General features: G+C 46.3%; 23 protein-coding genes. 16 read left to right on the top strand and 7 right to left on the bottom strand.

The window, feature by feature from the left end; translation table 11 throughout:
- Positions 1 to 42: 42 nt before the first annotated feature.
- The 3 genes from VIC_RS09280 (at position 43) to VIC_RS09270 (ending at position 3,366) form a co-directional block, all read left to right on the top strand.
- Positions 43 to 987 carry an ABC transporter permease gene (locus VIC_RS09280; RefSeq protein ID WP_006959316.1) on the top strand — a complete coding sequence of 315 codons (945 nt, stop codon included), beginning with the start codon at positions 43 to 45 and terminating at the stop codon, positions 985 to 987.
- Positions 984 to 1,778, top strand: a complete 795-nt coding sequence (locus tag VIC_RS09275; RefSeq protein WP_006959315.1) for an ABC transporter ATP-binding protein — start codon at positions 984 to 986, stop codon at positions 1,776 to 1,778. Before VIC_RS09280 ends, VIC_RS09275 begins: the two co-directional genes overlap by 4 nt.
- A 121-nt stretch (positions 1,779 to 1,899) precedes the next feature.
- Entirely contained in the window at positions 1,900 to 3,366 is a 1,467-nt protein-coding gene (locus tag VIC_RS09270; RefSeq protein WP_006959314.1) for a GGDEF domain-containing protein, read from the top strand.
- Here the strand turns inward: VIC_RS09270 and dusC are convergent.
- Both dusC and VIC_RS09260 read right to left on the bottom strand, forming a co-directional pair.
- Positions 3,363 to 4,316, bottom strand: coding sequence for a tRNA dihydrouridine(16) synthase DusC (gene dusC / locus VIC_RS09265; protein WP_006959313.1), 954 nt, complete (start codon positions 4,314 to 4,316; stop codon positions 3,363 to 3,365). The two genes, VIC_RS09270 and dusC, sit on opposite strands and share 4 nt — an antisense overlap.
- A 61-nt stretch (positions 4,317 to 4,377) precedes the next feature.
- Positions 4,378 to 4,920 (bottom strand): prepilin-type N-terminal cleavage/methylation domain-containing protein, encoded by a 543-nt coding sequence (locus VIC_RS09260; RefSeq protein WP_006959312.1) that lies wholly within the window; start codon positions 4,918 to 4,920, stop codon positions 4,378 to 4,380.
- Between the two features lie 258 nt (positions 4,921 to 5,178).
- Between VIC_RS09260 and VIC_RS09255 the strand changes: the two genes are divergently transcribed.
- The 4 genes from VIC_RS09255 (at position 5,179) to serS (ending at position 9,225) form a co-directional block, all read left to right on the top strand.
- The gene (locus VIC_RS09255) at positions 5,179 to 5,793 is read left to right on the top strand and encodes an SEC-C metal-binding domain-containing protein (RefSeq protein WP_006959311.1); all 615 of its coding nucleotides are present in this window, start codon (positions 5,179 to 5,181) and stop codon (positions 5,791 to 5,793) included.
- 82 nt (positions 5,794 to 5,875) lie between these two features.
- Complete coding sequence (gene lolA / locus VIC_RS09250; protein ID WP_006959310.1) at positions 5,876 to 6,472, top strand: outer membrane lipoprotein periplasmic chaperone LolA; 597 nt, start codon at positions 5,876 to 5,878, stop codon at positions 6,470 to 6,472.
- Positions 6,473 to 6,474: 2 nt separating this feature from the next.
- Positions 6,475 to 7,821 carry a replication-associated recombination protein A gene (locus VIC_RS09245; protein WP_021457163.1) on the top strand — a complete coding sequence of 449 codons (1,347 nt, stop codon included), beginning with the start codon at positions 6,475 to 6,477 and terminating at the stop codon, positions 7,819 to 7,821.
- Positions 7,822 to 7,917: 96 nt separating this feature from the next.
- Positions 7,918 to 9,225, top strand: coding sequence for a serine--tRNA ligase (gene serS, locus VIC_RS09240; protein ID WP_006959308.1), 1,308 nt, complete (start codon positions 7,918 to 7,920; stop codon positions 9,223 to 9,225).
- A 58-nt stretch (positions 9,226 to 9,283) separates the two neighbouring features.
- Here serS and VIC_RS09235 read toward each other — a convergent pair whose 3' ends face one another.
- The 3 genes from VIC_RS09235 to sppA all read right to left on the bottom strand — a co-directional run bounded on the left by VIC_RS09235 (position 9,284) and on the right by sppA (position 13,267).
- Entirely contained in the window at positions 9,284 to 10,114 is an 831-nt protein-coding gene (locus tag VIC_RS09235; RefSeq protein ID WP_031342944.1) for a CPBP family intramembrane glutamic endopeptidase, read from the bottom strand.
- Between the two features lie 151 nt (positions 10,115 to 10,265).
- A complete protein-coding gene (gene ansA, locus VIC_RS09230) occupies positions 10,266 to 11,282 on the bottom strand; it encodes an asparaginase (RefSeq protein ID WP_006959306.1) in 1,017 nt (338 codons plus the stop codon).
- Between the two features lie 134 nt (positions 11,283 to 11,416).
- A complete protein-coding gene (gene sppA / locus VIC_RS09225; protein WP_006959305.1) occupies positions 11,417 to 13,267 on the bottom strand; it encodes a signal peptide peptidase SppA in 1,851 nt (616 codons plus the stop codon).
- 206 nt (positions 13,268 to 13,473) lie between these two features.
- Here sppA and VIC_RS09220 point away from each other — a divergent pair, with 206 nt between their 5' ends.
- Complete coding sequence (locus VIC_RS09220) at positions 13,474 to 15,477, top strand: 2,4-dienoyl-CoA reductase FMN-binding domain-containing protein (RefSeq protein WP_039951677.1); 2,004 nt, start codon at positions 13,474 to 13,476, stop codon at positions 15,475 to 15,477.
- A 70-nt stretch (positions 15,478 to 15,547) separates the two neighbouring features.
- On the opposite strand, the gene purU is transcribed toward VIC_RS09220, so the two are convergent.
- A complete protein-coding gene (purU, locus tag VIC_RS09215; protein WP_006959303.1) occupies positions 15,548 to 16,381 on the bottom strand; it encodes a formyltetrahydrofolate deformylase in 834 nt (277 codons plus the stop codon).
- A 195-nt stretch (positions 16,382 to 16,576) separates the two neighbouring features.
- Here purU and VIC_RS09210 point away from each other — a divergent pair, with 195 nt between their 5' ends.
- The 8 genes from VIC_RS09210 to rnd all read left to right on the top strand — a co-directional run bounded on the left by VIC_RS09210 (position 16,577) and on the right by rnd (position 24,306).
- Entirely contained in the window at positions 16,577 to 16,777 is a 201-nt protein-coding gene (locus tag VIC_RS09210; RefSeq protein ID WP_006959302.1) for a hypothetical protein, read from the top strand.
- Positions 16,778 to 16,898: 121 nt separating this feature from the next.
- Complete coding sequence (locus tag VIC_RS09205; protein ID WP_006959301.1) at positions 16,899 to 18,824, top strand: ATP-dependent DNA helicase; 1,926 nt, start codon at positions 16,899 to 16,901, stop codon at positions 18,822 to 18,824.
- Positions 18,825 to 18,836: 12 nt separating this feature from the next.
- The gene (gene tsaB / locus VIC_RS09200) at positions 18,837 to 19,538 is read left to right on the top strand and encodes a tRNA (adenosine(37)-N6)-threonylcarbamoyltransferase complex dimerization subunit type 1 TsaB (protein ID WP_006959300.1); all 702 of its coding nucleotides are present in this window, start codon (positions 18,837 to 18,839) and stop codon (positions 19,536 to 19,538) included.
- Between the two features lie 20 nt (positions 19,539 to 19,558).
- Positions 19,559 to 19,861: a hypothetical protein gene (locus VIC_RS09195; protein ID WP_006959299.1), complete on the top strand. Its 303-nt coding sequence runs from the start codon at positions 19,559 to 19,561 to the stop codon at positions 19,859 to 19,861.
- A 19-nt stretch (positions 19,862 to 19,880) separates the two neighbouring features.
- On the top strand, positions 19,881 to 20,438 hold the full coding sequence (locus tag VIC_RS09190) for a Slp family lipoprotein (RefSeq protein WP_006959298.1): 558 nt from the start codon (positions 19,881 to 19,883) through the stop codon (positions 20,436 to 20,438).
- Positions 20,435 to 21,292 carry an alpha/beta fold hydrolase gene (locus VIC_RS09185; protein WP_006959297.1) on the top strand — a complete coding sequence of 286 codons (858 nt, stop codon included), beginning with the start codon at positions 20,435 to 20,437 and terminating at the stop codon, positions 21,290 to 21,292. The genes VIC_RS09190 and VIC_RS09185 overlap by 4 nt, the downstream gene beginning before the upstream one ends.
- Before the next feature lie 110 nt (positions 21,293 to 21,402).
- On the top strand, positions 21,403 to 23,091 hold the full coding sequence (fadD, locus tag VIC_RS09180; RefSeq protein ID WP_006959296.1) for a long-chain-fatty-acid--CoA ligase FadD: 1,689 nt from the start codon (positions 21,403 to 21,405) through the stop codon (positions 23,089 to 23,091).
- 99 nt (positions 23,092 to 23,190) lie between these two features.
- Positions 23,191 to 24,306, top strand: coding sequence for a ribonuclease D (gene rnd, locus VIC_RS09175; protein WP_006959295.1), 1,116 nt, complete (start codon positions 23,191 to 23,193; stop codon positions 24,304 to 24,306).
- 53 nt (positions 24,307 to 24,359) lie between these two features.
- Here the strand turns inward: rnd and VIC_RS09170 are convergent, their stop codons facing one another.
- Entirely contained in the window at positions 24,360 to 25,919 is a 1,560-nt protein-coding gene (locus tag VIC_RS09170) for a SulP family inorganic anion transporter (protein ID WP_019277913.1), read from the bottom strand.
- Positions 25,920 to 26,053: the final 134 nt, after the last annotated feature.

Here is a 26,053-nt window from a genome sequence, read left to right as displayed (position 1 = left end):
GCGCTATGCGTTCTTTTTTTTAAGGCAGAAAAGGGAGTTGTTATGTCTGCTTTTGCTTTTTTTGGTGCGCTTGAGATTGGCCTGCTTTACGGGTTAGTGGCATTGGGCGTTTACCTGACTTTTCGGGTATTGGATTTCCCCGACCTCAGTGTTGACGGCAGTTTCCCTATGGGAGCCGCTGTGGCTGCGACGGCAATCGTTGCGGGTATCAACCCTTGGGTTGCAACCGCAATGGCTATCTTAGCGGGAGCGGCAACCGGCTGGGTGACGGCTTTTCTAGCGGTTAGGTGTGGGATCCTTCATCTTCTCGCCTCCATTCTTACCATGATCGCTGCATTCTCGATCAACATTCGCATTATGGGTCGCCCGAATATGGCCTTATTGGGGGAAGAAACGATTCTGACTCCATTTGAAGCAATTGGTGACCCGATGCTAATGCGGCCATTGTTGGTTGGGATACTCGTGCTCGTTTCGGCATGGTTTGTTGTTAGGCTCCTTAACAGTGATTTTGGCTTAGGTTTACGTGCAACGGGTGTTAATGCGCGTATGGTATCCGCACAAGGTGGCAGCACGTCCTTTTACACTTATTTTGGTCTTGCTCTATCAAATGGCTTTGTTGGTTTTGCTGGTGCTCTATTTGCCCAGACTAACAGCTTTGCAGATGTGACTTCTGGAGTGGGGACTATTGTTGTTGGTCTTGCTGCAGTTATCTTGGGACAGACGCTCATTCCTGGAAGAAAGATATGGGTGGCTGTGTTGGCTGTTATTGTAGGCTCTGTGCTATATCGACTGGCTGTAGCATTTGCATTAAGTACAGGCATGTTTGGTCTACAAGCCTCTGATCTTAACTTGGTTACAGCGATTTTGGTAGCAATTGCGCTGATTGCGCCGAAGCTAAAAGGAAACTTCAAATCAAAAAAGCCTAGTTCACCTGCTCAGAACAAAGTCATATCTAAGCAGGTAGAAAAATCAGGAGATGCAGCATGATTCAGCTTGAGAACATTCAAGTCACTTTTAATCCTGGAACCATTCTTGAAAATCCAGCACTGAAAGGTGTTTCACTGGAAGTCCCTGAACATCAATTTTTGACGGTTATTGGCTCTAATGGCGCCGGTAAGTCAACATTGTTAGGAGCTGTGACGGGTGAAACGCCAATGGTGGGGGGACGAGTCGTCATTAATGAGTTGGATGTCACACGGCAAACTGTTGATCAAAGAGCGCGTCAATGTGCTCGAGTATTCCAGGACCCACTGGCGGGAACCTGCGGTGATCTTACGATAGAAGAAAACATGGCTTTAGCTTATATGCGAGGAAAAAAGCGTGGCTGGAGTCTGTCTTTGTCAAGTAAGCGTCGCAAACTGTTTCAAGAGCGTATCAGCATTCTTGGGCTAGGGCTGGAAGACCGTTTGGGGGACAACATCGGCCTGCTATCGGGTGGTCAGCGTCAGGCTGTAAGCCTAGTGATGGCAACGCTATCTGATAGCAAGCTGCTATTACTTGATGAGCATACTGCGGCGCTTGATCCAAGAATGGCGGCATTCATCATTGATTTGACAAAGAAAATTGTGACTGAGTTTAATCTGACCGTGATGATGGTGACGCACTCAATGAAGGATGCGCTAGCGTGTGGTGATCGCACCGTGATGCTCCATCAGGGAGAGATTGTGCTTGATGTAGCAGGTGAGCAAAGAGCGAATATGCAAGTGCCAGATTTATTAGAGATGTTCTCTAAAGTAAGAGGAGAGGAACTGGCGGACGATAGCCTTCTCCTTAACTGATTAGTGGAAGTTAACGATACCTTAACCTTATTGCTTTGAGTTCTAACAAGTTTCTATCTAAAGCCCATTTTGTAGATTATCCTATGAATGGGCTTTATTAATTTGCAAGGCACTCCCCCTAATGAAGGTGAAAGGGCATTTCAGTCTTAAGTTTGTTATTTTTGTTCCCGCAGTGATCGCCAGCATATTGCTTGCTCTCACGGTAAAAAACTATCTAGATGCGGTCAATCGCGATATCGATGATGAATATCAGCGCATCGAAACTTCTCTTGAACGGGCAACAAAAGTGGTTACTGCGCTGGATTACAGTTTCAGTAATTACTACAAGTCAGGAACTGGCCTTTTACTGGAGCACAACAGGAAGATTGAAGACGGCTTATGTAAAATGTGGCCGATTGACGCCCTCCTTTTGGCAGAGAACAAAACACTCGACATTCCTTCAGTCGACATCAGTTATATGCTGGTGGGTGACAAGTCTTTGTGTCAGCAGGAAAGTGCGCTGTATCAGAATGTGACCGACCATGTGTCTATGGCGCCGCTTCTCTCATTCTTACATGATATTGATGATTTTTTATCGGGTGTTCACTACATTGATTTCGATGGTTTCATCATGTCGTCGCCAGATACGCTTGCAAAACAGATTACCAAGCCCCTATTGAATAGTACATTAGTTCGAGCGCGTGGTTTATTTAGGAAACACGATATTAGTAAGGATAATATTGTCATCTATGGTCCTGAAACGTTAACCAATCCCGCCAAGAAGCGCTTGAACATTAGTTCTCCGGTTGTTAGTCAGATCGATTATGAAGGTCTCCTTACCTTGCAGATTGATCTTGCGCGCTTGCTGCAATCTGAAGTCAAATTAGCAAGCGATATTCATCTTATAAACACTTCAAATTCAAAGCCTTCTGGAAGAGCCGTTAGAGAATACGTACTTGGGATCAACGGCATTGTCTCTAGCCATATGTTGTATTACGAACTGGATTTGCGAGCCGAGATTAAGAATTTCTTTGTGTTTGAAAAGTACAGCTTGATTGTCACGGGGTCGCTCTACATATTGTTGGTGACGGTACTTTTTTATGTCAATACACGAGTTGAACGCAGTTATTTTCGAGAACTTGCGGCCAGAGACCCGATGACAGGGCTGCTAAACCGGCGTGGAATGGAAGCCTTCCTTCGAAACACAACTCATAGTGAGTATCTTGCGCTTTCTGTGCTGGATATTGATAACTTTAAATCGATCAATGACGCTTATGGCCATGATGTCGGTGACGATGCGATCTGTTTTATGGCGGAGCAAATTGAAAAAAATATTCGCGACAGTGATGCTGTAGCACGGTTTGGTGGCGAAGAATTCGTGGTTTATCTTCGTGGTCGAGATGTTGAAAAGATGCGCATGACGATGGAGCGTGTCCGCGAAGCGATCAGTCGATATTCTGCAAATGTTGTCGAGGGGGGATTCACGGTCTCGGGGGGAGTCGAGATAGTCAGAACTGAAGAAAACAGCGACTTTGAACGTCTATTCAAAGCCGCTGACGAAAAGCTTTATGAGGCCAAAAACAGTGGTAAAAACAGGTTAGTGTTTTAGGCCACACATAACTGAGTTTGGTATTCCTTAATACGTTCTACGATTGGTTCAGCCTTGTTAAAGGTACGAATTTCACGAAAGAGTTCGTTGGCTTCAGGGTACTCGTGTCGTAAGTAGGAGAACCATTGTTTGACGCGGTTCGGGTAGTAGAGGCCTTTATCGCCTTTCATTTCGTACTGCGAGTAAAGCAGCAGCAGTTTGACCACTTCTGTCCAAGGCATCACGGTATGGTTGTGCTTAACCACATTGCCTAAGTTAGGCACATTGAATGCGCCACGGCATACCATTAAAGAGTCGACACCCGTGGCTTTGATACAGGCTTGGCCATCTTCGTAGTTCCAAATCTCCCCATTGGCGATTAATGGAATAGTAAAGCGCTGACGAATCTGGTTTATATAGTTCCACTTAATTTCGCTGGCCTTATAACCACCCGTTTTTGTGCGTGCGTGAACAGTAAGTTCGTCTGCACCAGCGCTTTGAATCGCATCTACGATCTCGAAGCAATCTTCTGGGTTATCCCAACCAAGGCGAATTTTGGCTGTGAGCGGAGTACCTTCTGGTACGGCTTCACGACAGGCTTTGACCACGCGATGAATAAGCTCAGGATGCTGAAGTAGTGCAGCTCCGCCCTTACTTTTGTTTACTAGCTTTGCTGGGCAACCGAAGTTGATATCAACGCCTTTCGCTCCCAGTTCAGCGGCGCGAACCGCATTTTCAGCCATCCAATGAGGGTCTTGTCCTAACAGCTGGATATGAACTGGGACACCGGATTTGGTGTGTGAGCCTTGTTTTAGCTCTGGGCAGAGGCGATAGAATACGTGTTCTGGCAATAACTGATCGACCACGCGAACGAATTCTGTGACACACAGATCATAGTCGTTGATGTCAGTTAATATCTCTCGCATCAAATGGTCTAAAACGCCCTCCATAGGGCCCAGAACAACTCGCATAAAAAACGCCTCCGAATTAGGAGGCGTGATTTTAGTGACTTCATTACGAGATGTCTAACAACTAGGCGTTATTTCTTCCGATCGCCTTCTCAATGACTCCAGTTAAGGGTGAGTAGCGCAACATCGGGAACTCTTCATCTTCGTCATAGCCGCTGGTGTAGTAATACGTGCACTCATTGTTGGCGGTATACCAAGCGACAATATCGGTATCGGAAGGCAATATGGTAGAAGTCAGTGGCCTGATTGTTAAATCCACCTGCATCAGTGCATTCCACATTGCGACACAATCTTCCCCTCGGATAGGTCCTAAAGCGGGATCAGAAGGCTCATGATTGACTGACATAGGGAAGCCCAGTGCAGAAGGGTATATGTCTTCAATCCCATAATCGACGTGACTGGTAGGCTCACCTTCTATGAGCCATTTCGCTTGATAGAGCTGAATGGCATTGGCAAAACTGGCAAACGCAGCGTCGGCCCTCGAAACATGAGCATCACGTTGGTAATTCAAAAATCTGGGGGCGGCGGTGACGGCAAGCACGCCGAGAATAACAATCACGACCACCAGTTCAATCAGCGTAAAGCCGCTGGGTTTGTGCTTTTTCATGGTTAACCCGACTGCATCCAAATAGGTTGCTAAAACTATAATCGACGGGATTTTGCATTCATCATTCTAATTCTCAAAGTGAAATAAGTCATTGAATTGAATATTTACTCCATTTAGGTCTAAGTTTGTTAAATGAAATGAACGACTTCTCAAAAATGAACCAATGGAGCCGTCTATGTTCCTTACCAAGACTTGGGTGACCCACAGCGGCGCATAGGGTTATAATGGCGTGAGAATCTAGCAACATTGAATCAGATAATGACTTATCAACTACTGACACTTGAACCATCCAAAACTGAAGAATCTGCACTGTATCTTGAAGGGATCACTTTGGCCGCAAACTTGGCGACAAAGCCTCTCGCACCAGAAAGTTGGTTGCCTAGCCTTTTTTCCGAGCAAGCACAGTCTGTTAAGGCGGAGGTTGAAGGTCATATAAATCAGCAATACAGCTATTTAAAGAGCAATGAATATTCTTTGTTGTCCTTGCTTAATGAAGAGCAGAGCGACGAGCAGCTCGCTGATTTCGCTGAAGGTTTTATGATGCTCTGGCCCACCATCGAAGAGCAATGGGCGGAAACGTCTATCGGTGATGGGACATTACGCATGCTACAAGCTTTGCTAACCACAATGATGTTGGCAATCGATGAAGAGCAGACTCAAGCACAAATGAAAGAGGCAGGTATCGAAACGCCACCGGCACTAAATGACTTTCTTGGTCAGCTGGATTTGATGATTAATGAAGTCGCACAAGCGGCAGATGAAGCCATGGTCGGTGCCAAAGCACAAAGTGTAAACCCATTTAAAGATATCGGGCGTAACGACAATTGCCCGTGTGGTAGTGGTAAAAAATTCAAACAGTGTTGCGGTCAGTAGAACAAAGTTAACGTTACCCGGTCAAAACAGTATCGAAACCGAGGTATAACGTCGTATTCGCGACGAAATAGGATGATAAAGAATGAAGAAATTAGCCGCGTTGTTTTTCCTTAGCTTCTCCGTCATCGCAGCGCCCAAAGATGAATTGGGCCAGCGACTGCAACTGACTGACGGGTTTAGTGCGGATTTTTCACAGCAGTTGATCAGCCCGGAAGGGGAAATGTTGACGGAAGGTGAAGGCAAAGTCGAAATTGCGCGTCCAAGCTTGTTCCGTTGGACTACCACGTCACCAGATGAGAATGTCTTGGTGTCAGATGGTGAATCTTTGTGGTATTACAGCCCTTTCATCGAACAAGTTAGTATTTACTGGCAGGAGCAAGCTACTGAGCAAACCCCTTTTGTTCTGCTGACTCGCAACCGCGCCAGCGATTGGGAAAACTACAAAGTGTCACAACAAGGCGATGTGTTTACACTGGTACCGACCGCAGTGGACACCAATCAGGGGCAGTTTAAGCTAGAGATTGATGGTAAAGGTGCGGTGAAAGGCTTTAGTGTTATAGAGCAAGATGGCCAAAAAAGTACCTTCAAGTTTAATAACATCAAACTGGCTAAACCAAGTGCCGATCGCTTTACCTTTACCATTCCTGAAGGGGTAGAGGTCGACGACCAAAGGAATTAATAGTGAGCAACTATTCATTGGACTTTTCAGGGGACGAAGATTTTCGTCCCCTTGCTGCTAGAATGCGCCCAGAAACGCTGGACCAATACATCGGTCAGCAACATATTCTTGGTCTAGGTAAGCCCCTGCGCCGTGCGCTGGAGGCAGGTCATATTCATTCGATGATTCTTTGGGGGCCGCCTGGAACCGGAAAAACAACTCTAGCTGAAGTTGCGGCAAATTATGCCAATGCGGAAGTCGAGCGAGTTTCAGCGGTGACCTCTGGCGTCAAAGACATTCGTGCGGCGATTGATAAAGCTCGTGAAAATAAACTAACTGGTCGAAGAACGATTTTGTTTGTTGATGAGGTTCATCGCTTTAACAAATCCCAACAAGATGCGTTTCTCCCTCATATTGAAGATGGCACCGTGACTTTTATTGGCGCGACAACGGAGAATCCCTCCTTTGAGCTTAACAATGCTTTGCTGTCGCGTGCTCGAGTTTACAAACTCACCTCTTTAGCTCAGCAAGATATTCGTCTGGCGTTAGAGCAAGCAATCAGTGATGCTGAGCGTGGATTAGGTCAGTTTGAAGCCCACTTCGTCGATAACGTATTGGATCGCTTATCTGAGTTAGTGAATGGTGATGCACGCATGTCACTTAACTATCTTGAGCTGCTGTATGACATGGCGCAAGAGGATGATAAGGGCGTTAAGCAAATCACGTTAGAGCTCCTTGCTGAAGTGGCTGGCGAAAAAGTGTCGCGCTTTGATAACAAAGGAGACATTTGGTACGACTTGATCTCAGCAGTGCATAAATCGATTCGTGGTTCGAATCCAGATGCGGCACTTTACTGGTCAGCACGTATGATTGCCGCAGGTTGTGACCCTTTGTATATCGCTCGCCGATTGTTAGCGATTGCATCTGAGGACATTGGTAATGCCGATCCGCGAGCAATGCAGGTCGCGCTGTCAGCGTGGGATTGCTTTACCAGAGTGGGCCCGGCAGAAGGTGAGAGAGCCATTGCCCAGGCTATTGTATATCTTGCTTGTGCACCTAAAAGTAATGCGGTTTATACCGCTTGGAAACAAGCCCTGCGTGATGCTCACAATCAACCTGAGTACGAAGTACCACCTCATCTTCGCAATGCTCCGACAAGTTTAATGAAAGATCTTGGTTATGGAGCGGAATATCGTTACGCTCATGACGAACCCGGTGCTTACGCGGCTGGAGAGAAATATCTACCACCAGAAATGGGGGAGATTCGTTACTATTCTCCTACAAACCGAGGCTTAGAGGCGAAAATTGGCGAAAAGTTAGATTACTTGGCTAGTTTAGATGCAAAAAGCCCACAAAAGCGCTATGAATAAGCGTCTTTTTTGGATACATTTGTTCGGTTAATTATAAAAGCGTTTGAGCATGAAGTTTGGACGCACTTTCACAACCAAAAAAGCATAGGATTAACAATGCTGGATTCTAAATTACTTCGTACAGAGCTGGATGAAACAGCTGCTAAACTGGCGCGTCGTGGCTTTAAGCTAGACGTAGAGACAATCCGTACACTTGAAGAACAACGTAAGTCCATTCAAGTAGAAGTTGAAAATTTACAATCCACGCGTAACTCCATCTCCAAGCAAATTGGTCAGAAAATGGCTGCTGGAGACAAAGAAGGTGCTGAAGAGATTAAAAAGCAGATTGGTACGTTAGGTAGCGATCTGGAAGCGAAAAAAGCTGAGCTGGTGGAAATCCAGAACAAACTGGAAGACATCACGCTGTCTGTGCCAAACCTGCCAGACGATGAAGTGCCAGATGGCAAAGATGAAAACGAGAACGTTGAAATCTCTCGTTGGGGTGAGCCTAAGTCTTACGATTTTGAAGTAAAAGATCACGTTGATCTAGGTGAAATGGGCGATGGCCTAGATTTCGCTAGCGCAACAAAGATCACTGGCGCTCGCTTTATCATCATGAAAGGCCAATTTGCTCGTCTACACCGTGCAATTGCTCAGTTCATGCTGGATCTTCATACAGAAGAGCATGGCTATACGGAAATGTATGTACCTTACCTAGTGAATTCTGACAGCTTGTTTGGTACTGGTCAGTTACCTAAGTTTGGTGAAGATCTGTTCCATACTGAGCCATTGACTGAAAAAGTGAATGATGAAGAACCACGTAAACTGTCTCTTATCCCAACGGCAGAAGTACCGGTAACCAACATGGTGCGTGACACTATCGTTGATGAAGCGGATCTGCCAATTAAGATGACAGCACACACTCCTTGCTTCCGTTCTGAAGCAGGTTCTTACGGTCGTGATACTCGTGGTCTTATTCGTATGCACCAGTTTGACAAAGTTGAGCTAGTACAAATCACTAAGCCAGAAGAGTCAATGGCAGCACTTGAAGAGCTGACAGGTCATGCTGAGAAAGTGCTACAACTTCTAGAGCTTCCTTACCGTAAAGTGGTTCTATGTACAGGTGACATGGGCTTTGGTGCTCGTAAAACTTATGACCTTGAAGTTTGGGTTCCAGCTCAAGAGACGTACCGTGAGATCTCTTCATGTTCAAACACTTGGGATTTCCAAGCTCGTCGTATGCAAGCTCGTTTCCGTCGTAAGGGCGAGAAGAAACCAGAGCTAGTGCACACGCTAAACGGTTCAGGTCTAGCAGTTGGTCGTACTATGGTTGCGATTCTTGAAAACAACCAAGAAGCGGATGGCCGTATTGCAATCCCTGCTGTACTGCAAAAGTACATGGGCGGTGCAACGCACATCGGTTAACCTGAAATAAACACCAAAAAGCCAGCTCAAGTGAGCTGGCTTTTTTTGTATCTGTTTATTATCCACGAAGAATTGGGTAGGTATAAAAGAGCAAGTGACTGAAGTTAAATAGAAAGTGCACCAAAACTGCAGCCCATAGTCTTCCAGTCGTATGGAAGGTTAAGCCGTAGCCAAGCCCAGCTAATGACGCGAAAATAATTAATAATGGGCCGCCTGCAAAGTGTGCGACTCCAAATAACAGACTCGCGACTACAACGCCGATATAGGCACCATACTTATTCGTTAACTTTTGTTGGATAAAACCACGGAACAGGGCTTCTTCAGCGACACAGGTGAAGAATAGATTGTTAAAGGCAAACAACCACCACCAGTTGGGGATAGAGAACTCGGGTTTGATTGCTCCTAGCAGTGACGCAATAGGCAGTAAAGCGAACAGTGGGATTGATATCAACAGCATGGTTCGATAATTGATCTTGCGGTTTTCACCTAGCAACGCAGGGAAGGCCAAAAGAAGGGCGAAGAAGGCCAGTGGTTTGTCTAGGTTCAAATACATGCTGAAATCGGCACTCAGAAGACCAGCTTGCACATTTTGAAGTACCTGCGGATTGCTAAAGCCAGGCACCAAATGTAGAAAGAGTGCGAGGCTCCCAATGATGACTACAGTTGAGAGTATTTCTGGTGGTAGCGAGGACTTGTTTTTGAGGTAGTAAGTAGCTGCTAGAAAGGTAACTACGAGTATCAAGCCTAGAGGTGATAATACACCAGCTATCAAGCCACCGAGGAGAGTTGCTGCAAGCAAACTCAATGAGGCTTTCGGCGCTTTAAGAAACGCGGCAAGAATGGAAGCGCTGAATAGTAGCCAAACCCATATAGAATGATCGATGTGCATAAGGTGAAATGGATTGCGATTGAAAAGCGTATGATGAACTGAATCCTCAGTCAGAACAAGCTCGCCGAATCTCATCAGAGCACTGAATTAAAAAGAAAAAGTCGACATATTGTCGACTTTTTTATCAGTAAAATTTCTTGAAGATATGTTGTTATATCGACATTTCACCGCGCAGTACTTGCTGCATTTGGACTTTGACCTGTTCGTAAGTCAGATTTTGACTCAAGAGGTAATGCAGTTTGGCAAGTGCAGCTTCTGGGGTCATGTCGTAACCACTAATTACACCAGCTTCAGCCAGTGCACAGCCAGTCGCATAGCCACCCATGTTGACTTTACCCGCTAAACATTGAGTTAGGTTGACCACGATAACACCACGCTCTGAAGCATCCTTAAGGTGAGCGAGTAGCTCTGGGTTTTGCGGCGCATTACCCACACCAAAGGTCAGTAGGATCATCGCATTGACTGGCTGAAGTAGCGTGTTACGGATCACTTCGTGTGAGATGCCCGGGTACATGGTGATCACGCCAATTGGCTGAGGTGTTATGTCATGAACCTTAAATTCGCCTTCTGGCTTTTCACCCACCACAATATCGTTGCTGATCTGGATGTTGATCCCCGCTTCTAACAACGGTGGTAAGTTCGGGGAAGTAAAGGCATTGAAACCATCTGCGTGTGATTTCGTACTGCGGTTACCACGCATCAATTTGTTGTTGAAGAACAGAGTGACTTCATTGATTGGGTAGTTGGCCGCAATGTGCAGAGCGTTCAGCAGGTTGGCCTGGCCATCCGAACGTAGCTCCGCAAGTGGGATTTGTGAGCCCGTCACAATCACAGGTTTGCCGAGGTTTTCCAGCATGAAAGACAGTGCCGAGGCAGTATACGCCATCGTGTCTGTGCCATGCAGAATAACGAAACCATCGTATTTGTCGTAATTCTCGCGAATATCATCTGCAATTTGCTGCCAGTCCTTTGGCGTCATATCGGATGAATCGATCAGAGGGTCATACTCGTGAATAGTGAATTCTGGCATTTCTGGGCGCTGGAACTCTGGCATGCTAGCCAGTTGTTTTTCCATGAATCCAGCCACTGGAACGTAACCATGGTCATCTGACTTTTTCATGCCGATGGTTCCGCCAGTGTAAGCGATATAAATGTGTTTTCTTGCCATTGCTTAGAAACCAGTTAATTGTAGGGGGAACAGAGCGTGGGATTATATATCAATCAGTAGCAATAAAAAGGGGCATCCCGCACAGGAATACCCCAGATAGACTTAATCCAGTTTGTGAATCAGTCGCTCAATCGTTACTGAACCTGACAGTTTAAACAGAACGCATATTGGCCTTTTGGATCATTGAAACTGTCCAGCAGGCTAGCATCCTGAACAACTTGTGTAGCTACAGGCTGCAGGGCGGCAGGGAGCAATGCGCTGGCATCGACACCAAGATTGACTTTGACTTGATTCATGAAGTCTTGGATGAACTGTTCAGCAGGCGATAGTGGCTCTTCTACCCAGTACAGGTTGTAATCTTCGACTTTTGCCAGCTCTGCAGCCAGTTTCACGGCGTCGTCAAAGTCACCCATCTTATCAACCAGACCCAACTTCGCTGCATCTTGGCCCGTCCAGACACGACCTTGAGCAATACTGTCCATGTCTTTCAATGGAATCTCACGGCTTTCACTGACTAGGCCGATAAAGCGATGATAGCCGTGCTCAATGCCCATTTGGAAGGCATCTGCGGCACCATCTGACAAGCCAGTGGTAATGCCCACGCCTGAGAACGGGGAAGTCCCGACACCATCAGTGTATACGCCGAGTTTATTTAGGCCTTTTTCAAACGTTGTAATCACACTGAAGATGCCGATTGAACCGGTCAACGTCGTTGGCTGAGCAACAATTCGATCTGCGCCCATTGAGATCCAGTAACCGCCGGAAGCCGCTAAGCTCGACATAGACGCAACCACAGGTTTGCCAGTTTCTTTCAGCGCTTCGATTTCATTACGAATCACTTCGGAAGCGAATGCGCTACCACCTGGGCTGTCCACACGTAAAACAACAGCTTTGATTTTGTCGTCATTGCGCGCTTGACGTAGAAGTGCCGCGACGGTATCACCACCGGTTGCACCTCTTGGTTGGGAACCGTCCATAATGGCACCGCTAGCAACGACAATCGCAATGTCATCTTGCGACAAATCGAATTTCGGCTTCATTGTGGTTTGATATTCGTAGTAATCGACGTAGTTGTAGCTGTCTTCACCATTACTACCAAATACTTCGGTCAAGTCGGAACGTACTTGTTGTCGGGTCGCCAGCTCATCTACCAAGCCAAGCTCCAAAGACAAAGCAGCCAAGTCGCCGTCTTGTTCTTTTAATAAACCTAAAAACTCTTCCATGGTTGGATTGAGCGTTTTGGCGGAAACCTGACGATTAGTGGCAACGTCATCCACATAGGCTCCCCATAGCTGGCCTAACCAGCGTGACGCGGACTCTTTCGCCGCATCTGACATGTCGTCACGTACAAAAGGTTCGATGGCTGATTTGTAGGTACCGACGCGGAAAACGTGAGTATTCACATCGAGCTTTTCTAACAGCGTCTTGTAGTACATCGAGTAAGCGCTATAGCCTTTAATCAACACAGCGCCATCTGGAGCTAGGTAAATCTTGTCGGCATAACTGGCTAGGTAATACTGACTTTGATTGTAAAACTCACCCGCGGCGTAAATAGGCTTTCCTGATGCTTTGAACTCATTCAGAGCCTTTGCAATGTAGCGAAGCTTAGTCAGGTTGGTTTCTGGCATGTCACGCAGAGCTAGCACAATACCAGTGATCTTAGGGTCGTCTTTGGCATGACGTATTGACTCAACAATATCAAACAAGACGTTTTCTCTTGGCATATCCTGACCAAATAGCGAGCCAGTGAAAGAGTCCATTGGGTTAACGTATCTTGATTGCTCAACAATGGGGCCTGAAATATTCAGTACCAAAGCGGATTCTTGAGGCACGGATGGGACCGGAGATTCTGCGCTGGTGTAGATGAAGTAGATAATACCGATAGTGGCGAGAAAGATAAGATTAACTAGGGCAAGACGAATAAAGGTAATCAGCTTCCATATGCCTTTAAAGATCATACCGATAAACTTAAATAATTTTTTCATTAGGGCTCCGCTGCGCTTAGCGCAGGTATAGGCCTTGATAGTCTAAGACCTTATAAATACAGATAACTTATATCCTACTTAAACTAGTATACCCAAACAACTGCAAGATTGATCGGTGTTACAAAATTGTAAACGCTTGTTTGATTTTTATTACAACTCGCCGTATTCTGGTCAGACCAGAACAAAATAACAAAGTGATGTCTGCCATGTACCCAAACTTGTTAGAGCCGTTGGATCTAGGATTTACTCAGATTAGAAACCGAGTCTTAATGGGCTCGATGCACACTGGTCTGGAGGAACACAAAGAAGGTCTCGGAAAACTGGCTGCTTTTTACGCTGAACGTGCGAAAGGTGGTGTCGGTTTGATTGTGACCGGTGGCTTCTCGCCTAACCTACGTGGTCGTTTACACCCGTTTAGTGCGGAATTCAGTAAACCTAAGCATGCCAAAGCGCACAAAGTCGTGACGGAAGCCGTTCACGAACATGGCGGGAAAATCGCTTTACAGCTTCTTCATGCAGGGCGTTACGCCATGCACCCGTTTTCACAAAGTTCTTCTGCCATAAAGGCGCCAATTGCTCGCTTTTCTCCAAGTGAGATGAGTACTCGTCAGATCCACAAAACCATTGATGCATTTGCTAACAGCGCCAAGCTGGCACAATCTGCGGGCTACGATGGTGTCGAAGTGATGGGTTCAGAAGGTTATCTGATCAACCAGTTCATCTGTAAACGTACCAACATGCGCTACGACGAGTGGGGCGGTTGCTACGAAAATCGCATGCGTATGCCATTAGAGGTTGTGCGTGCAATTCGTAAGGAAGTGGGTGAAGAGTTTATCATCATCTTCCGCCTTTCTATGCTGGATTTGGTTGAGGAAGGCAGCACGTTTGACGAGGTGATTACTCTGGCAAAAGAGCTTGAAAAAGCTGGAGTGACAATTATTAATACCGGTATCGGTTGGCATGAAGCAAGAGTCCCGACTATCGCAACTCAAGTGCCGCGAGGAGCCTTTACTTGGGTGACGGAAAAAGTGCGCCCACATGTCAATGTGCCGATTGTCACCTGTAACCGTATCAATACGCCAGAAGAAGCTGAGCGTATTCTCTCAGGTGGTCACGCTGACATGGTGTCCATGGCAAGACCTTTCCTTGCAGACCCGCATTTTGTCATTAAGGCTGAAAATAAACAGTCGCATTTGATTAATACTTGTATCGGTTGTAACCAAGCGTGTCTGGATAATGTCTTCAAAGGCAAACGGGCTAGCTGTCTGGTCAACCCGCTTGCCTGTCGTGAAGATGAACTGAAAATTACACCTACCGATAAGCCGAAGAATATCGCTGTAGTTGGAGCTGGTCCAGCTGGCCTTTCATGTGCGACGACTCTGGCGAAACGAGGCCACCATGTTGATCTGTTTGAGCGCAATGATCGAATCGGTGGGCAGTTCCGCTTAGCCATGCAGATTCCCGGTAAAGAGGAATTCCGCGAGACCATTCGTTATTTTGCCAATCAGATTGATGAAACAGGCGTGAAGCTACATCTTGAAACGGATGCCAACTTTGATCTATTGGTCGAGTATGATGAAGTAGTCATGGCATCGGGCGTGGAGCCGCGTAAAGTCAAGATTGACGGGATCGACAACCCAGAAAAAGTGATTGATTATCAGACGCTAATTAAAGAGAAAACTTACGTTGGTGAGAAAGTTGCGATTGTTGGTGCGGGTGGCATCGGTGTGGATGTAGCAACCATGCTGACAGAGCCAGCTGGTCACAATTTAGACGACTGGCTGCATGAGTGGGGAATTGATAAAGAGATCGCGCATCCGGGCGGTTTGTACCCTTACCCTGAATCCCTAAGCGAAAAAGATGTTTGGGTTCTGCAGCGCCGCAAGGGCAAAGTTGGTAAAGGGCCGGGTAAAACCACGGGTTGGATTCATAAACGTACACTTGAGAAGCGTGGCGTGAATCTGGTGGGTGGTGTTAGCTACGACAAGATTGATGATACTGGTCTGCACATCAGCCATGATGGCAAATCTGAGTTACTTGAAGTGGATAAAGTAATCATCTGTGCGGGTCAGGAGTCGGTGAGACCTTTTGAGGACCAGTGGCAGCAGTTTGGTGACAAGCTTCATATCATAGGTGGCGCCGATCATGCCGGTGAGTTGGATGCTGTTCGTGCTATCAGACAAGGTGTTGAATTGGCTGCGAAGCTTTGAGTAGGTTGAAATAAAGTCCTGAAATTAAAAAGACCTCCAATGGGAGGTCTTTTTGCATTTAGATACAAGATTAAAGAATAACAGTCTTGTTGCCATAGACAAATACGTGGTCGTTTATCACCTTATTGAGTGCTTTGCTGAGTACATTCTTCTCAACATCTCGTCCTGCTTGTGCCATATCTTTCGCGCTAAAGTTATGATCGACCGGAATCACGTCTTGCTTGATGATTGGTCCTTCGTCGAGGTCATTAGTGACGAAGTGCGCTGTTGCACCAATGATCTTAACGCCTCGCTCGTAAGCTTGCTGGTAAGGCTTCGCGCCAATGAAAGCGGGCAGGAAGCTATGGTGGATATTAATGATCTTATGGTGGTACTTTTCGACGAATGATGGTGTTAGTACGCGCATGTATTTAGCCAGAACCAGATAGTCCGCATTGTACTGATCGATGACTTCAAGCATCTTCTGTTCATGTTCTTCACGGTTTAGCCCTTCGTGAGACACATGATGATATGGAATATCAAACTTTTCAGTCAGGCTCTGTAGTGTATCGTAGTTGCCCACCACTGCCGCAATATCGACATCCAGACTGCCGTCGTAGTTTTTCATTAGGATATCACCAATACAGTGCGCTTCTTTGGTGACGAGAATGACAATGCGTTTACGGTTTGGGCCAATCAACTTTCGTTTAGCGCCTTGAGGCAGAGCCTGGTCGAGATCGGCAAGGAAGGTTTGATCATTGAAGTAACCTTCCAGCTCAGTACGCATGAAGAAATGGCCGCTGGTATTATCGACAAATTCATTATTGTGGATGATGTTGAGTTGGTGCTTGTAACAGATATTGGTGATCTTAGAAATCAAGCCAGGTGCATCTGTACAATGAGTGAGCAGTGTTTTCTTTTCCATTGGGTTAAAACTTCCGTGAATTATTTTTTTCGTATTCTGAAATTTTTGCCGGGCGTTGAACGGTGAAGCGCCCCACAATATGGAAGCTACAATTAAACTAATATCAAGATGGTTTCAACAATTAATCCGAGTTAACCGATTAGCTCGGCGAATTTGTTTAAAAATTGTCAGATTTTAGCCCGACAGGTGGTACGTATGGATAAAGATCTACTAGCACGTAAGTTGTATTCCGAAAGAGTCAGTGCGCTACTAGGTGACCACGAAATCAATGAAGAGCTTCTCAATGAAATGTGGGAAAACAAAGCGTCGCCCAGTGAAGCAGCTCGAGCCATGATGGATAGTCAGAATGAGTTTGCTGGTCCCGCTTGGCTATCGCGTTATCTCAACCGTCGTTAACACAATTTACTCATCAATAAAGTGACCTATCGGCGCGGATCAGATTTGCATTCGCGCCACGTCTTTAAACCTGCCATAATCCCTCGTTCCTAATCTTGTTCAACTCAAATTACAGCCTTTGATGATCTCTAAAACGTTCTCAGCAGATGGTGCTCTAGGTAAAGCGATTCCTGGGTTCCAACCACGACAGGCTCAGCTAGATATGGCTGAATCTGTGGTTAAAGCGATAAAAAGCGACCAGCAAGTGGTCATTGAAGCAGGAACCGGAACGGGGAAAACCTTCGCTTATTTAGTTCCAGCTCTGCTGAGTGGCAAAAAAACCATCATCAGCACGGGCTCGAAAAACCTGCAGGAACAGTTGTTCCATCGTGATTTACCTTTAATGACAGATGCCTTGGGCTTTTACGGGCAAGTGGCGTTACTTAAAGGTCGAGCAAACTATTTGTGTTTAGATCGCCTTAGCCGCCAAATGGTGGAGAGTCATGGACATCATGCGGATCCAACACTGCTTAGCCAGTTGGTTAAAGTGCGCTCATGGGCGAGCGAGACCAAAAGTGGGGATTTAGGCGACTGTGACGAAATCGCTGAAGACAGCCCAGTGATCCCAACAATCACTTCAACCAACGACAATTGCTTAGGTAAAGAGTGTCCAAGTTATCAAGATTGCTTTGTTCTTAAGGCTCGCAAAAAAGCCATGGATGCGGATGTAGTGGTCGTCAATCATCACCTGTTTTTGGCAGATTTAGCGATAAAAGAAACGGGGTTTGGGGAACTGATACCAGAAGCAGAAGTGTTTATCTTCGACGAAGCTCATCAGCTACCTGATATTGCCAGTCAGTACTTTGGCCAGTCTCTGTCCAGTCGTCAGATTCAGGAGCTATCCAAGGATATTGAAATTGGCTATCGCACCGAAGCGAAAGACATGCGCCAATTGCAGAAGATCAGTGAGAAATTGCTGCAAAGTGCGATGGACTTAAGAATTGCCCTCGGTGAACCAGGTTTTCGTGGTAACTGGCGTGAAGCGATTCAGTCTCCCTCAATTGCCAGAGAATTAGAAAGATTACGTGAGTCGCTGGATTTTTGTCTCGAAGTGCTCAAATTAGCGCTGGGTAGAAGCCAGTTGTTGGATACGGCGTATGAACGGGCCAGCACGATTCAAGCTCGATTAGAGCGAATTTGTGAAGTTTCCATTACGGGATACTCTTACTGGTACGATACGACCCCGCGTCATTTTAGCCTTCATATCACTCCGCTTTCGGTATCAGACAAATTTCAGGAACAGATCGAGCTAAAGCAAGGGGCGTGGATATTTACTTCCGCTACCTTGGGGGTAAAAGGGGACTTCGGTCATTTTACTTCTCGACTGGGTCTAAAACCTCAAACGGAAATGTCTTTGCCAAGCCCATTTGATTATCAAAGTCAGGCAAGGCTATGCGTTCCGCGTTATCTTCCTGAGCCGAATAGTCCGGGGATGGCGGATAAGCTTGTTCGCATGCTCAGCCCTTTGATTGAACAGAATCAGGGTCGCTGTTTTTTCCTTTGTACCTCTCATAGCATGATGCGAGAGCTTGGTGAAAGGTTCCGTGAGTGCTTGAGTATTCCGGTGCTGCTGCAAGGGGAAACCAGTAAACAAAAAACACTGGCAGAGTTTATGGAGCTGGGTAATGCTTTGCTGGTGGCGACCGGAGCATTTTGGGAAGGGATTGATGTTAGAGGTGACACCCTGAGCTGTGTTATTATCGACAAATTACCTTTCACTGCACCTGATGATCCGTTGCTTAAGGCGCGGATAGAAGATTGCCAGCTTAAAGGCGGGGATCCATTTTCTCAGGTTCAGATGCCGGATGCTGTGATTACCCTCAAGCAGGGGGTTGGTCGCTTAATCCGAGATAAGAAGGACAAAGGTGCGCTGATCATTTGTGATAATCGATTGGTGACGCGCGAATATGGCGGCGTATTCCTTGCCAGCTTACCTCCAATTCCTCGAACACGGGATTTAGAGTTAGTGCAGGATTTCCTTAAACAAATTTCAGAAACAACCGAATAATCAGAGAATTCAATGAGCGCAAAAATTCTTGCCTTAGACACGGCAACAGAGAACTGCTCTGTTGCATTGCTAGTTAATGACCAGATCTATGTTCGCAGTGAAGTAGCACCGCGAGACCACACCAAAAAGATTCTCCCTATGGTAGATGAAGTGCTGAAAGAAGCGGGGCTCACTCTAGCTGAACTTGACGCGCTCGCGTTTGGTCGTGGACCGGGTAGCTTTACAGGTGTCCGCATTGGCATTGGTATTGCACAGGGTTTAGCGTTCGGTGCTGATCTGCCTATGATTGGTGTTTCAACATTGCAAGCAATGGCTCAAGGTAGTTACCGTAAACACGGTGTAAGCCACGTGGCGTGTGCGATTGACGCACGTATGAGCGAAGTCTACTGGGGTCGTTTTTCGCGTCAAGAAGATGGCACTTGGATGGCTACTGATGCCGAATGTGTTATTCCACCTGCGGTTTTGGCTGAAAATAGCCAAAGTGATGAACAACGCTGGTTGACTGCAGGAACGGGTTGGGAAGCGTATCAGGAAGCGCTAGCTGAGCTGAAATTTGAAGTCGCGGCGGGAGAGGTTCTTTTCCCTGATGCCGAAGATATCGTCGCACTGGCGAAATTCGAATTGGAGCAGGGTAACACCGTGACGGTAGAAGATGCCAGCCCTGTGTATCTGCGTGATACCGTAGCATGGAAGAAATTGCCAGGCAGAGAATAAGGTGTAATTAGACGGATAGTATGGTTTCGATTAATGGATTGCCTCCTTCGGTTCCGGGACCGAATAAGGCCAATAAAACCGGAAAAAAGAATGAGGTAAAAAAATCTCAGGAGAAGTCATCCGTTGGCCAGCCATCCAAAGTCGCCAACGCGGTGGCGCATTCTATCCGTCACGTAAATGAGTCAGACATTCATAAAGCTCAAGTGCAATACGACTTGCCAGAAGGGCAGGGCCGCAAAGCGATGGAAGAGTATATGAATGTGATGAATCAGTCTAAGCGTGATGAACTATCGCAGCTGTTAGGTGTCGATATTTATATATAACCCTTTTTGGTAAGTCCTTATGATGCCACGTGTTTTTAAACTTGTTTCTATGGCCAGTGTGCTTGTTGCACTTACCGCGTGCAGTACTCTTCCAGAAAACCTCGCGTCAGATAACCCAGACCTACAAACGGATTACTCCGGCTGGCAAGCTTCTACAGCAAAAAAGCAGGAACTTCGCTTGGGCGGTGTGATTGCCAGTGTGACTAACCTGAAAGACAAGACGCGAGTGGAAGTCGTTAATTTACCCATCAGTTCCAATGGTAAGCCTGATATTGACCAAGAACCTCAAGGCCGATTCGTAGGCTACATCACCGGTTTCGCCGACCCAGTAACGCTGTCAGAAGGGCGATTGATTACCTTGCTCGGTGATAGCAGTGGCACTGAAGCTGCCAAAGTGGGTGAATATAGCTATGATTTTCCAGTCATGAAGATCAAGAGTTATCATCTGTGGCGAATTGAAGAGCGTGTGATTGTGCACGATGACTTTGGGCCATCAATGTACCCTTGCCGCAGTTTGTATTGTCGCGACCTCACCCGAGGTACCAGACAGGGCAAAGTGATCCAAGAAGTCAAATGACCCGAAGAGACACTCGTTACCCGCTAGCTGAAGGTCATCTAGCCGCTATCGAATACGGTTATAGCCAAACAGCAGACTGCTCTATCGTTTTCCTTCATGGCTGGTTGGACAATGCCGCCAGCTTTGAATCCTTGATGCAAGAGCTACATCAATCCGCCCCTTCACTGCACTTGTGCGCTATTGACCTGCCTGGTCATGGTCATTCCAGTCACAAGTCAGGCAGTAATTTCTACCCATTTCATGACTATATTGACGATGTTTATCAGTTTTTGGCTAACTTATCGCCAAACAGACTGGTGTTGGTTGGTCATTCTCTTGGTGCTTTGATTGCAAGTTGCTATAGTGCCGCCTTTCCTGAACAGATCAGTGGATTGGTTCAGATAGAAGGGCACGGGCCTTTGGCGGAAGAAGAGAGCGAAACGGTTTCTCGTTTGAGAGAAGGCGTTTTGAGTCGTCAGAGAATTCGTAGCAAACCAACCAGAGCATTTGAGTCTGATGCCACTGCTATTGAAGTCAGGGCTAAGGTTAATCAAATTGCTTCTGACCTTATCAGACCCATCGTCCAGCGAGGATTGGTAAAGACCAATGATGGTTGGATATGGCGCCACGATGAGAAATTACAAAGCCAGTCTTTGTATCGCATGTCATTTGAGCATGCACAATCAATCAGCCGACAGATCACCTGTCCGCAGATTGTTGTGCTAGGCGAACAAGGTTTCTCCCACTTGCAGAAAACACAGGATGACACTCCTAATCCGGCCGAAATTTTTACGGTTGAGGGTGGACATCACTGCCATCTACAAGTCCCTTCTAGAGTATCTAACCTAATTTTTGGCTTAGTTAACAAAATTTAAACAAGTGTTTGAGTCTTTCGTGCTCAACCCCTTTGCCTGTGTTGTAATAGTCGTCAGTAAAAACACGGCGTTTCGTCGACAACAGTCAGCTTAATTCGAGGAGTATTACCGTGGATAAACCTTGGTTATCACGCTATCCAAGTGATGTGCCTGAGCATATCAACCCTGATCAATATCCGTCATTGGTGGAAATGTTTGAGCAGTCAGTACAGAAATATGCTGATCAGCCTGCCTTTATGAACATGGGCTCGGTAATGACATTTCGTAAGCTTGAAGAGCGTAGCCGCGCTTTTGCTGCTTACCTACAGAACGAACTTAAGCTGGAAAAAGGCGACCGCGTTGCTTTGATGATGCCAAACCTTCTGCAATACCCAGTGGCATTGTTTGGCGTCCTGCGTGCAGGTCTGATCGCTGTTAATGTGAACCCTCTATACACGCCACGTGAACTTGAACACCAGCTAAATGACTCTGGTGCGAAAGCGATTGTAATCGTATCTAACTTTGCGAATACATTAGAGCAAATCGTAGACAATACTCCTGTTAAGCATGTTGTACTGACCAGCTTAGGTCAGATGCTTCCACGTGCTAAAGGCACATTGGTCGACTTTGTGGTTAAGTACGTGAAAGGCATGGTGCCTAAGTATGACCTACCAGGGGCGATTTCAATGCGTAAGGCACTGCATAAAGGTCGACGCTTGCAATATGTTAAGCCTTTCATGTCTGGCGATGATATTGCTTTCCTTCAGTACACCGGCGGTACTACTGGGGTTGCAAAGGGCGCAATCCTGACTCATAGCAATATGATTGCAAACATTTTGCAGGCCAAGGGAATGTACGGGCCAGTATTAGAAGAAGGCCGAGAAGTGGTTGTGACCGCGCTGCCTCTTTACCACGTATTTGCTTTGACAGTGAACTGCCTACTGTTCCTAGAACTGGGGGGACGTAACCTGTTGATCACTAACCCGAGAGATATCCCAGGTTTTGTCAAAGAGCTACAAAAGTGTCCGTTCACTGCAATTACCGGTGTGAACACGCTGTTCAATGCTTTGGTCAATAATGAAGATTTCCACGAGCTGGACTTTAGCAATCTAAAGTTAGCGGTAGGTGGCGGTATGGCCGTTCAACGTGCGGTTGCTGAGCAGTGGAAGAAGACAACTGGTGTACACCTATTAGAAGGTTATGGTCTTACCGAATGTTCACCTTTGGTGACGGTGAACCCATATGACCTCACAGAATACACAGGTGCAATTGGTTTGCCTGTCCCTTCTACAGAAGTGCGTATTGTTGATGATGAAGGGAATCCTGTACCGAATACTGAAGTTGGTGAACTGCAGGTTCGTGGCCCTCAAGTGATGCAAGGTTATTGGCAAAGACCAGAAGCCAGCAAAGAAGTCATTAATAGTGAAGGATGGCTGTCGACGGGCGATATCGTTAAGTTTGATGAGCAAGGTTTGATTCACATTGTGGATCGCAAAAAAGACATGATTCTGGTGTCCGGCTTTAACGTGTACCCAAATGAGATTGAAGATGTCGTGGCACTGCATGGAAAAGTACTGGAAGTCGCAGCGATTGGTCAGCCGCATGAAGTGTCGGGTGAGCTCGTGAAAATTTACGTTGTCAAGCGAGACCCAAGCCTGACGAAAGACGAGCTCATTGCTCACTGTCGTCAGCACCTGACGGGCTATAAAGTGCCTAAGCTAGTTGAATTCAAAGATGAATTACCGAAAACCAATGTCGGTAAGATACTACGCCGTGTTTTGCGTGAAGAGAATGATGCAAACTTGGCAAAGGCTAGCTAAAGTTAAAAATAAGCAGAACCAAGTGTTTAGTGTTAAAATGCCGACTAATACCAGTCGGCATTTTTATTTGCAGACCCCATCAGTCACAGTGAGAGCTTTGTGAATTATCAAATCATTACCCGCCCAGACCAGCTAGAAAAAGTGTGTGCACAAGCTAGAAATGCAGATGTCGTCATGCTTGATACCGAGTTTGTCCGAACACGAACCTACTACCCTCAGCTTGGCCTTATTCAGTTATTTGATGGTGAAACACTTTCTCTGATTGATCCAACAGTCATTGATGATATGACGGCGTTTGTTCACCTTCTAAAGGACACATCAGTGTTAAAGGTTTTACACGCGTGTGGTGAAGACTTAGAAGTGTTTAACAACAGCTTTGGTTGTCTGCCTTACCCGATGGTGGATACCCAACTGATGGCGGCATTCTTGGGCCACGGATTGTCAACGGGCTTTGCTTCTTTGGTTGAGTCTTATCTTGGCGTAGAACTGGATAAAAGTGAATCTCGTACAGACTGGCTTGCCAGACCGCTAACGGATAAACAGCTCGACTACGCGGCCGCAGATGTCCACTATCTATTGCCATTGTATGAAAAGCTGCTTGAAGAAATTACTCAGGCTGGCTGGTGGGAAGCGGCTCAGCAGGAAAGTGATTTACTGGCTACCAAGCGTATCAAGTCACTTGATCCTGAAAAAGCCTACTTGGATGTTAAGGGCGCTTGGCAACTGAAACCGAGTGAGTTAGCTTTATTAAAGCCGCTTGCTACTTGGCGCTTCAAAGAGGCGATTCGCCGTGACCTAGCACTGAATTTCGTCTTTAAAGAACATGATCTACTTACTATTGCTCGTTTAGGCTTACAGAACAAACAAAGAATGGAGCAGGAAGGATTAGATATTCGTTCTGTGCAACGCCACAGCGCACGTATCATCTCGATTGTTAAATCAGCCAAAATGACGCCTGTAGATGAGTATCCGGCTAAAATTGAGCGTTTGATGGATATGCCAGGCTACAAGCAAAAGTTTAAAACCCTTAAGGATGAAGTGAAAAAAGCCTCTCAGGCTTCTGGGTTGGCGACGGAGTTTTTGGCGTCCAAGAAACAATTGAATCAGTTGATTAGCTGGGTATGGAAAAAAGATCGTGATCCATCAATATTACCGGATGTGATGCAAAGCTGGCGTTTGGAACTGATGGGTGAAAAACTCAATAAGTTGTTGTAAGTATTAGCGATAAATAAAAAGGGCTTCCAAATGGAAGCCCTTTTTTCGTCTGCTTAACCCGCTAGTACGTCGGTTGCGACTTTGTAGCTTGGGTCTTCTTTGACGTTAATCTCTACCAAGCTGCCTGCTTTGTCGAGAAGCTTACGACAATCTGGGCTTAGGTGGCGTAGATGAAGTGTCTTACCCTGAGCAGAGTAGCGCTCAGCCAGTGTTTCGATAGCTTCGATAGCTGAGTGGTCGGTTACACGTGAATCAGCGAAATCGACGATAACATCGCTTGGATCTTCATGAGCATCGAAAATCTCAAGGAAGTTTGCGACTGAACCGAAGAATACCGGGCCGTGAATTTTGTACTCTTTAGAACCTTCTGCGTTGATACTTGTATCGGCATAGATGTGTTTAGCGTGTTGCCAAGCAAACATCAGAGCAGAGGCAATAACACCAACGAAGACGGCAATAGCAAGGTCGGTCATTACCGTTACGACCGTTACGAGTACAATTACAAAGAAGTCTTGTTTTGGTACGCGACGAGCCAGTTTGAATGTTGCCCACTCAAAAGTACCAATAACCACCATGAACATCACACCGACTAGTGCGGCTAGTGGGATCATTTCGATAAGTGAAGAAGCGAACAGGATAAATATCAGCAGTGCAGAAGCAGCAACAATGCCTGACAAACGACCACGACCACCTGAGTTAACGTTGATCATCGACTGACCAATCATCGCACAGCCACCCATAGCGCCAAACACTGAACACGTCATGTTTGCCATGCCCTGACCGATACATTCACGGTTAGACTGACCACGAGTGTTTGTCATTTCGTCCAGAACAGTCAGTGTTAGCAGAGATTCAATCAGACCAATCGCCGCAAGAATGATAGCGTACGGGAGGATGATTTGTAGTGTTTCAAGTGTTAACGGTACTGCTGGGACAGAGAACGTTGGTAGTGAGCCTGCCAGCGTTGCTGCATCATCACCAGACATAGTACGTAAGAAATCGACAACTGTACGTGTTTCCAGATCTAAGCCTACTACCAAAGCTGTCACTGTGACGATCGCTACCAAGGAAGATGGTACGGCGGTAGTGAATTTTGGTAGGAAGTGAATAATAGCCATGGTTAGCGCTACTAAACCCAGCATCAGCATCATTTGATCTTGAGGTAACCAAGTTAGCATGCCGTTAATGTCTGGCGCTTTGAACTGACCAAGCTGAGCGAGGAAAATCACAATCGCTAGACCGTTAACGAAGCCAATCATAACTGGATGCGGCACGATGCGGATGAACTTACCTAACTTAAATAGACCAGCAGCTACCTGAAGGATACCGGCAAGTAATATGGCAGCAAAAAGGTACTGGACACCGTGTGATGCGACTAGCGACACCATCACGACTGCCATTGCACCTGTTGCACCAGAGATCATGCCTGGGCGGCCACCAAAAATGGAAGTAATTAGGCCGACAATAAATGCTGCATACAGGCCAACCATAGGGTCGACACCAGCCACGAAGGCAAAGGCAACGGCTTCAGGAACCAATGCAAGTGCAACGGTCAGGCCTGATAACACGTCATTTTTTACAGAGTGTTTCGAAAATTGAGGGAATTCAAACATGCTTGCTCAGTTATGCTAAATGTTTACGGTTATTCTGAATACCAGAGAACGACAGATTTAAGTATAGGTTCTGGCTTAGTTTTCATGTGAGCAAAATGCGATGTAAAAGAGCACTGAAAACCAAGCGAGTGATT

The sequence above is a fragment of the Vibrio coralliilyticus ATCC BAA-450 genome (assembly GCF_000176135.1).
Taxonomy (GTDB): domain Bacteria; phylum Pseudomonadota; class Gammaproteobacteria; order Enterobacterales; family Vibrionaceae; genus Vibrio; species Vibrio coralliilyticus.
The sequence above is the reverse complement of the archived record's forward strand: the minus strand, read 5'-3'. Positions and strand labels throughout refer to the sequence as shown.

Excerpts from the sequence above, each read along its gene's own strand:
- VIC_RS09280 (WP_006959316.1), top strand. The coding sequence starts at position 43 with ATGTCTGCTTTTGCTTTTTTTGGTGCGCTTGAGATTGGCCTGCTTTAC.
- VIC_RS09275 (WP_006959315.1), top strand. The coding sequence starts at position 984 with ATGATTCAGCTTGAGAACATTCAAGTCACTTTTAATCCTGGAACCATT.
- VIC_RS09270 (WP_006959314.1), top strand. The coding sequence starts at position 1,900 with ATGAAGGTGAAAGGGCATTTCAGTCTTAAGTTTGTTATTTTTGTTCCC.
- dusC (WP_006959313.1), bottom strand. The coding sequence starts at position 4,316 with ATGCGAGTTGTTCTGGGCCCTATGGAGGGCGTTTTAGACCATTTGATG.
- VIC_RS09260 (WP_006959312.1), bottom strand. The coding sequence starts at position 4,920 with ATGAAAAAGCACAAACCCAGCGGCTTTACGCTGATTGAACTGGTGGTC.
- VIC_RS09255 (WP_006959311.1), top strand. The coding sequence starts at position 5,179 with ATGACTTATCAACTACTGACACTTGAACCATCCAAAACTGAAGAATCT.
- lolA (WP_006959310.1), top strand. The coding sequence starts at position 5,876 with ATGAAGAAATTAGCCGCGTTGTTTTTCCTTAGCTTCTCCGTCATCGCA.
- serS (WP_006959308.1), top strand. The coding sequence starts at position 7,918 with ATGCTGGATTCTAAATTACTTCGTACAGAGCTGGATGAAACAGCTGCT.
- VIC_RS09235 (WP_031342944.1), bottom strand. The coding sequence starts at position 10,114 with ATGCACATCGATCATTCTATATGGGTTTGGCTACTATTCAGCGCTTCC.
- ansA (WP_006959306.1), bottom strand. The coding sequence starts at position 11,282 with ATGGCAAGAAAACACATTTATATCGCTTACACTGGCGGAACCATCGGC.
- sppA (WP_006959305.1), bottom strand. The coding sequence starts at position 13,267 with ATGAAAAAATTATTTAAGTTTATCGGTATGATCTTTAAAGGCATATGG.
- VIC_RS09220 (WP_039951677.1), top strand. The coding sequence starts at position 13,474 with ATGTACCCAAACTTGTTAGAGCCGTTGGATCTAGGATTTACTCAGATT.
- purU (WP_006959303.1), bottom strand. The coding sequence starts at position 16,381 with ATGGAAAAGAAAACACTGCTCACTCATTGTACAGATGCACCTGGCTTG.
- VIC_RS09210 (WP_006959302.1), top strand. The coding sequence starts at position 16,577 with ATGGATAAAGATCTACTAGCACGTAAGTTGTATTCCGAAAGAGTCAGT.
- VIC_RS09205 (WP_006959301.1), top strand. The coding sequence starts at position 16,899 with ATGATCTCTAAAACGTTCTCAGCAGATGGTGCTCTAGGTAAAGCGATT.
- tsaB (WP_006959300.1), top strand. The coding sequence starts at position 18,837 with ATGAGCGCAAAAATTCTTGCCTTAGACACGGCAACAGAGAACTGCTCT.
- VIC_RS09195 (WP_006959299.1), top strand. The coding sequence starts at position 19,559 with ATGGTTTCGATTAATGGATTGCCTCCTTCGGTTCCGGGACCGAATAAG.
- VIC_RS09190 (WP_006959298.1), top strand. The coding sequence starts at position 19,881 with ATGATGCCACGTGTTTTTAAACTTGTTTCTATGGCCAGTGTGCTTGTT.
- VIC_RS09185 (WP_006959297.1), top strand. The coding sequence starts at position 20,435 with ATGACCCGAAGAGACACTCGTTACCCGCTAGCTGAAGGTCATCTAGCC.
- VIC_RS09170 (WP_019277913.1), bottom strand. The coding sequence starts at position 25,919 with ATGTTTGAATTCCCTCAATTTTCGAAACACTCTGTAAAAAATGACGTG.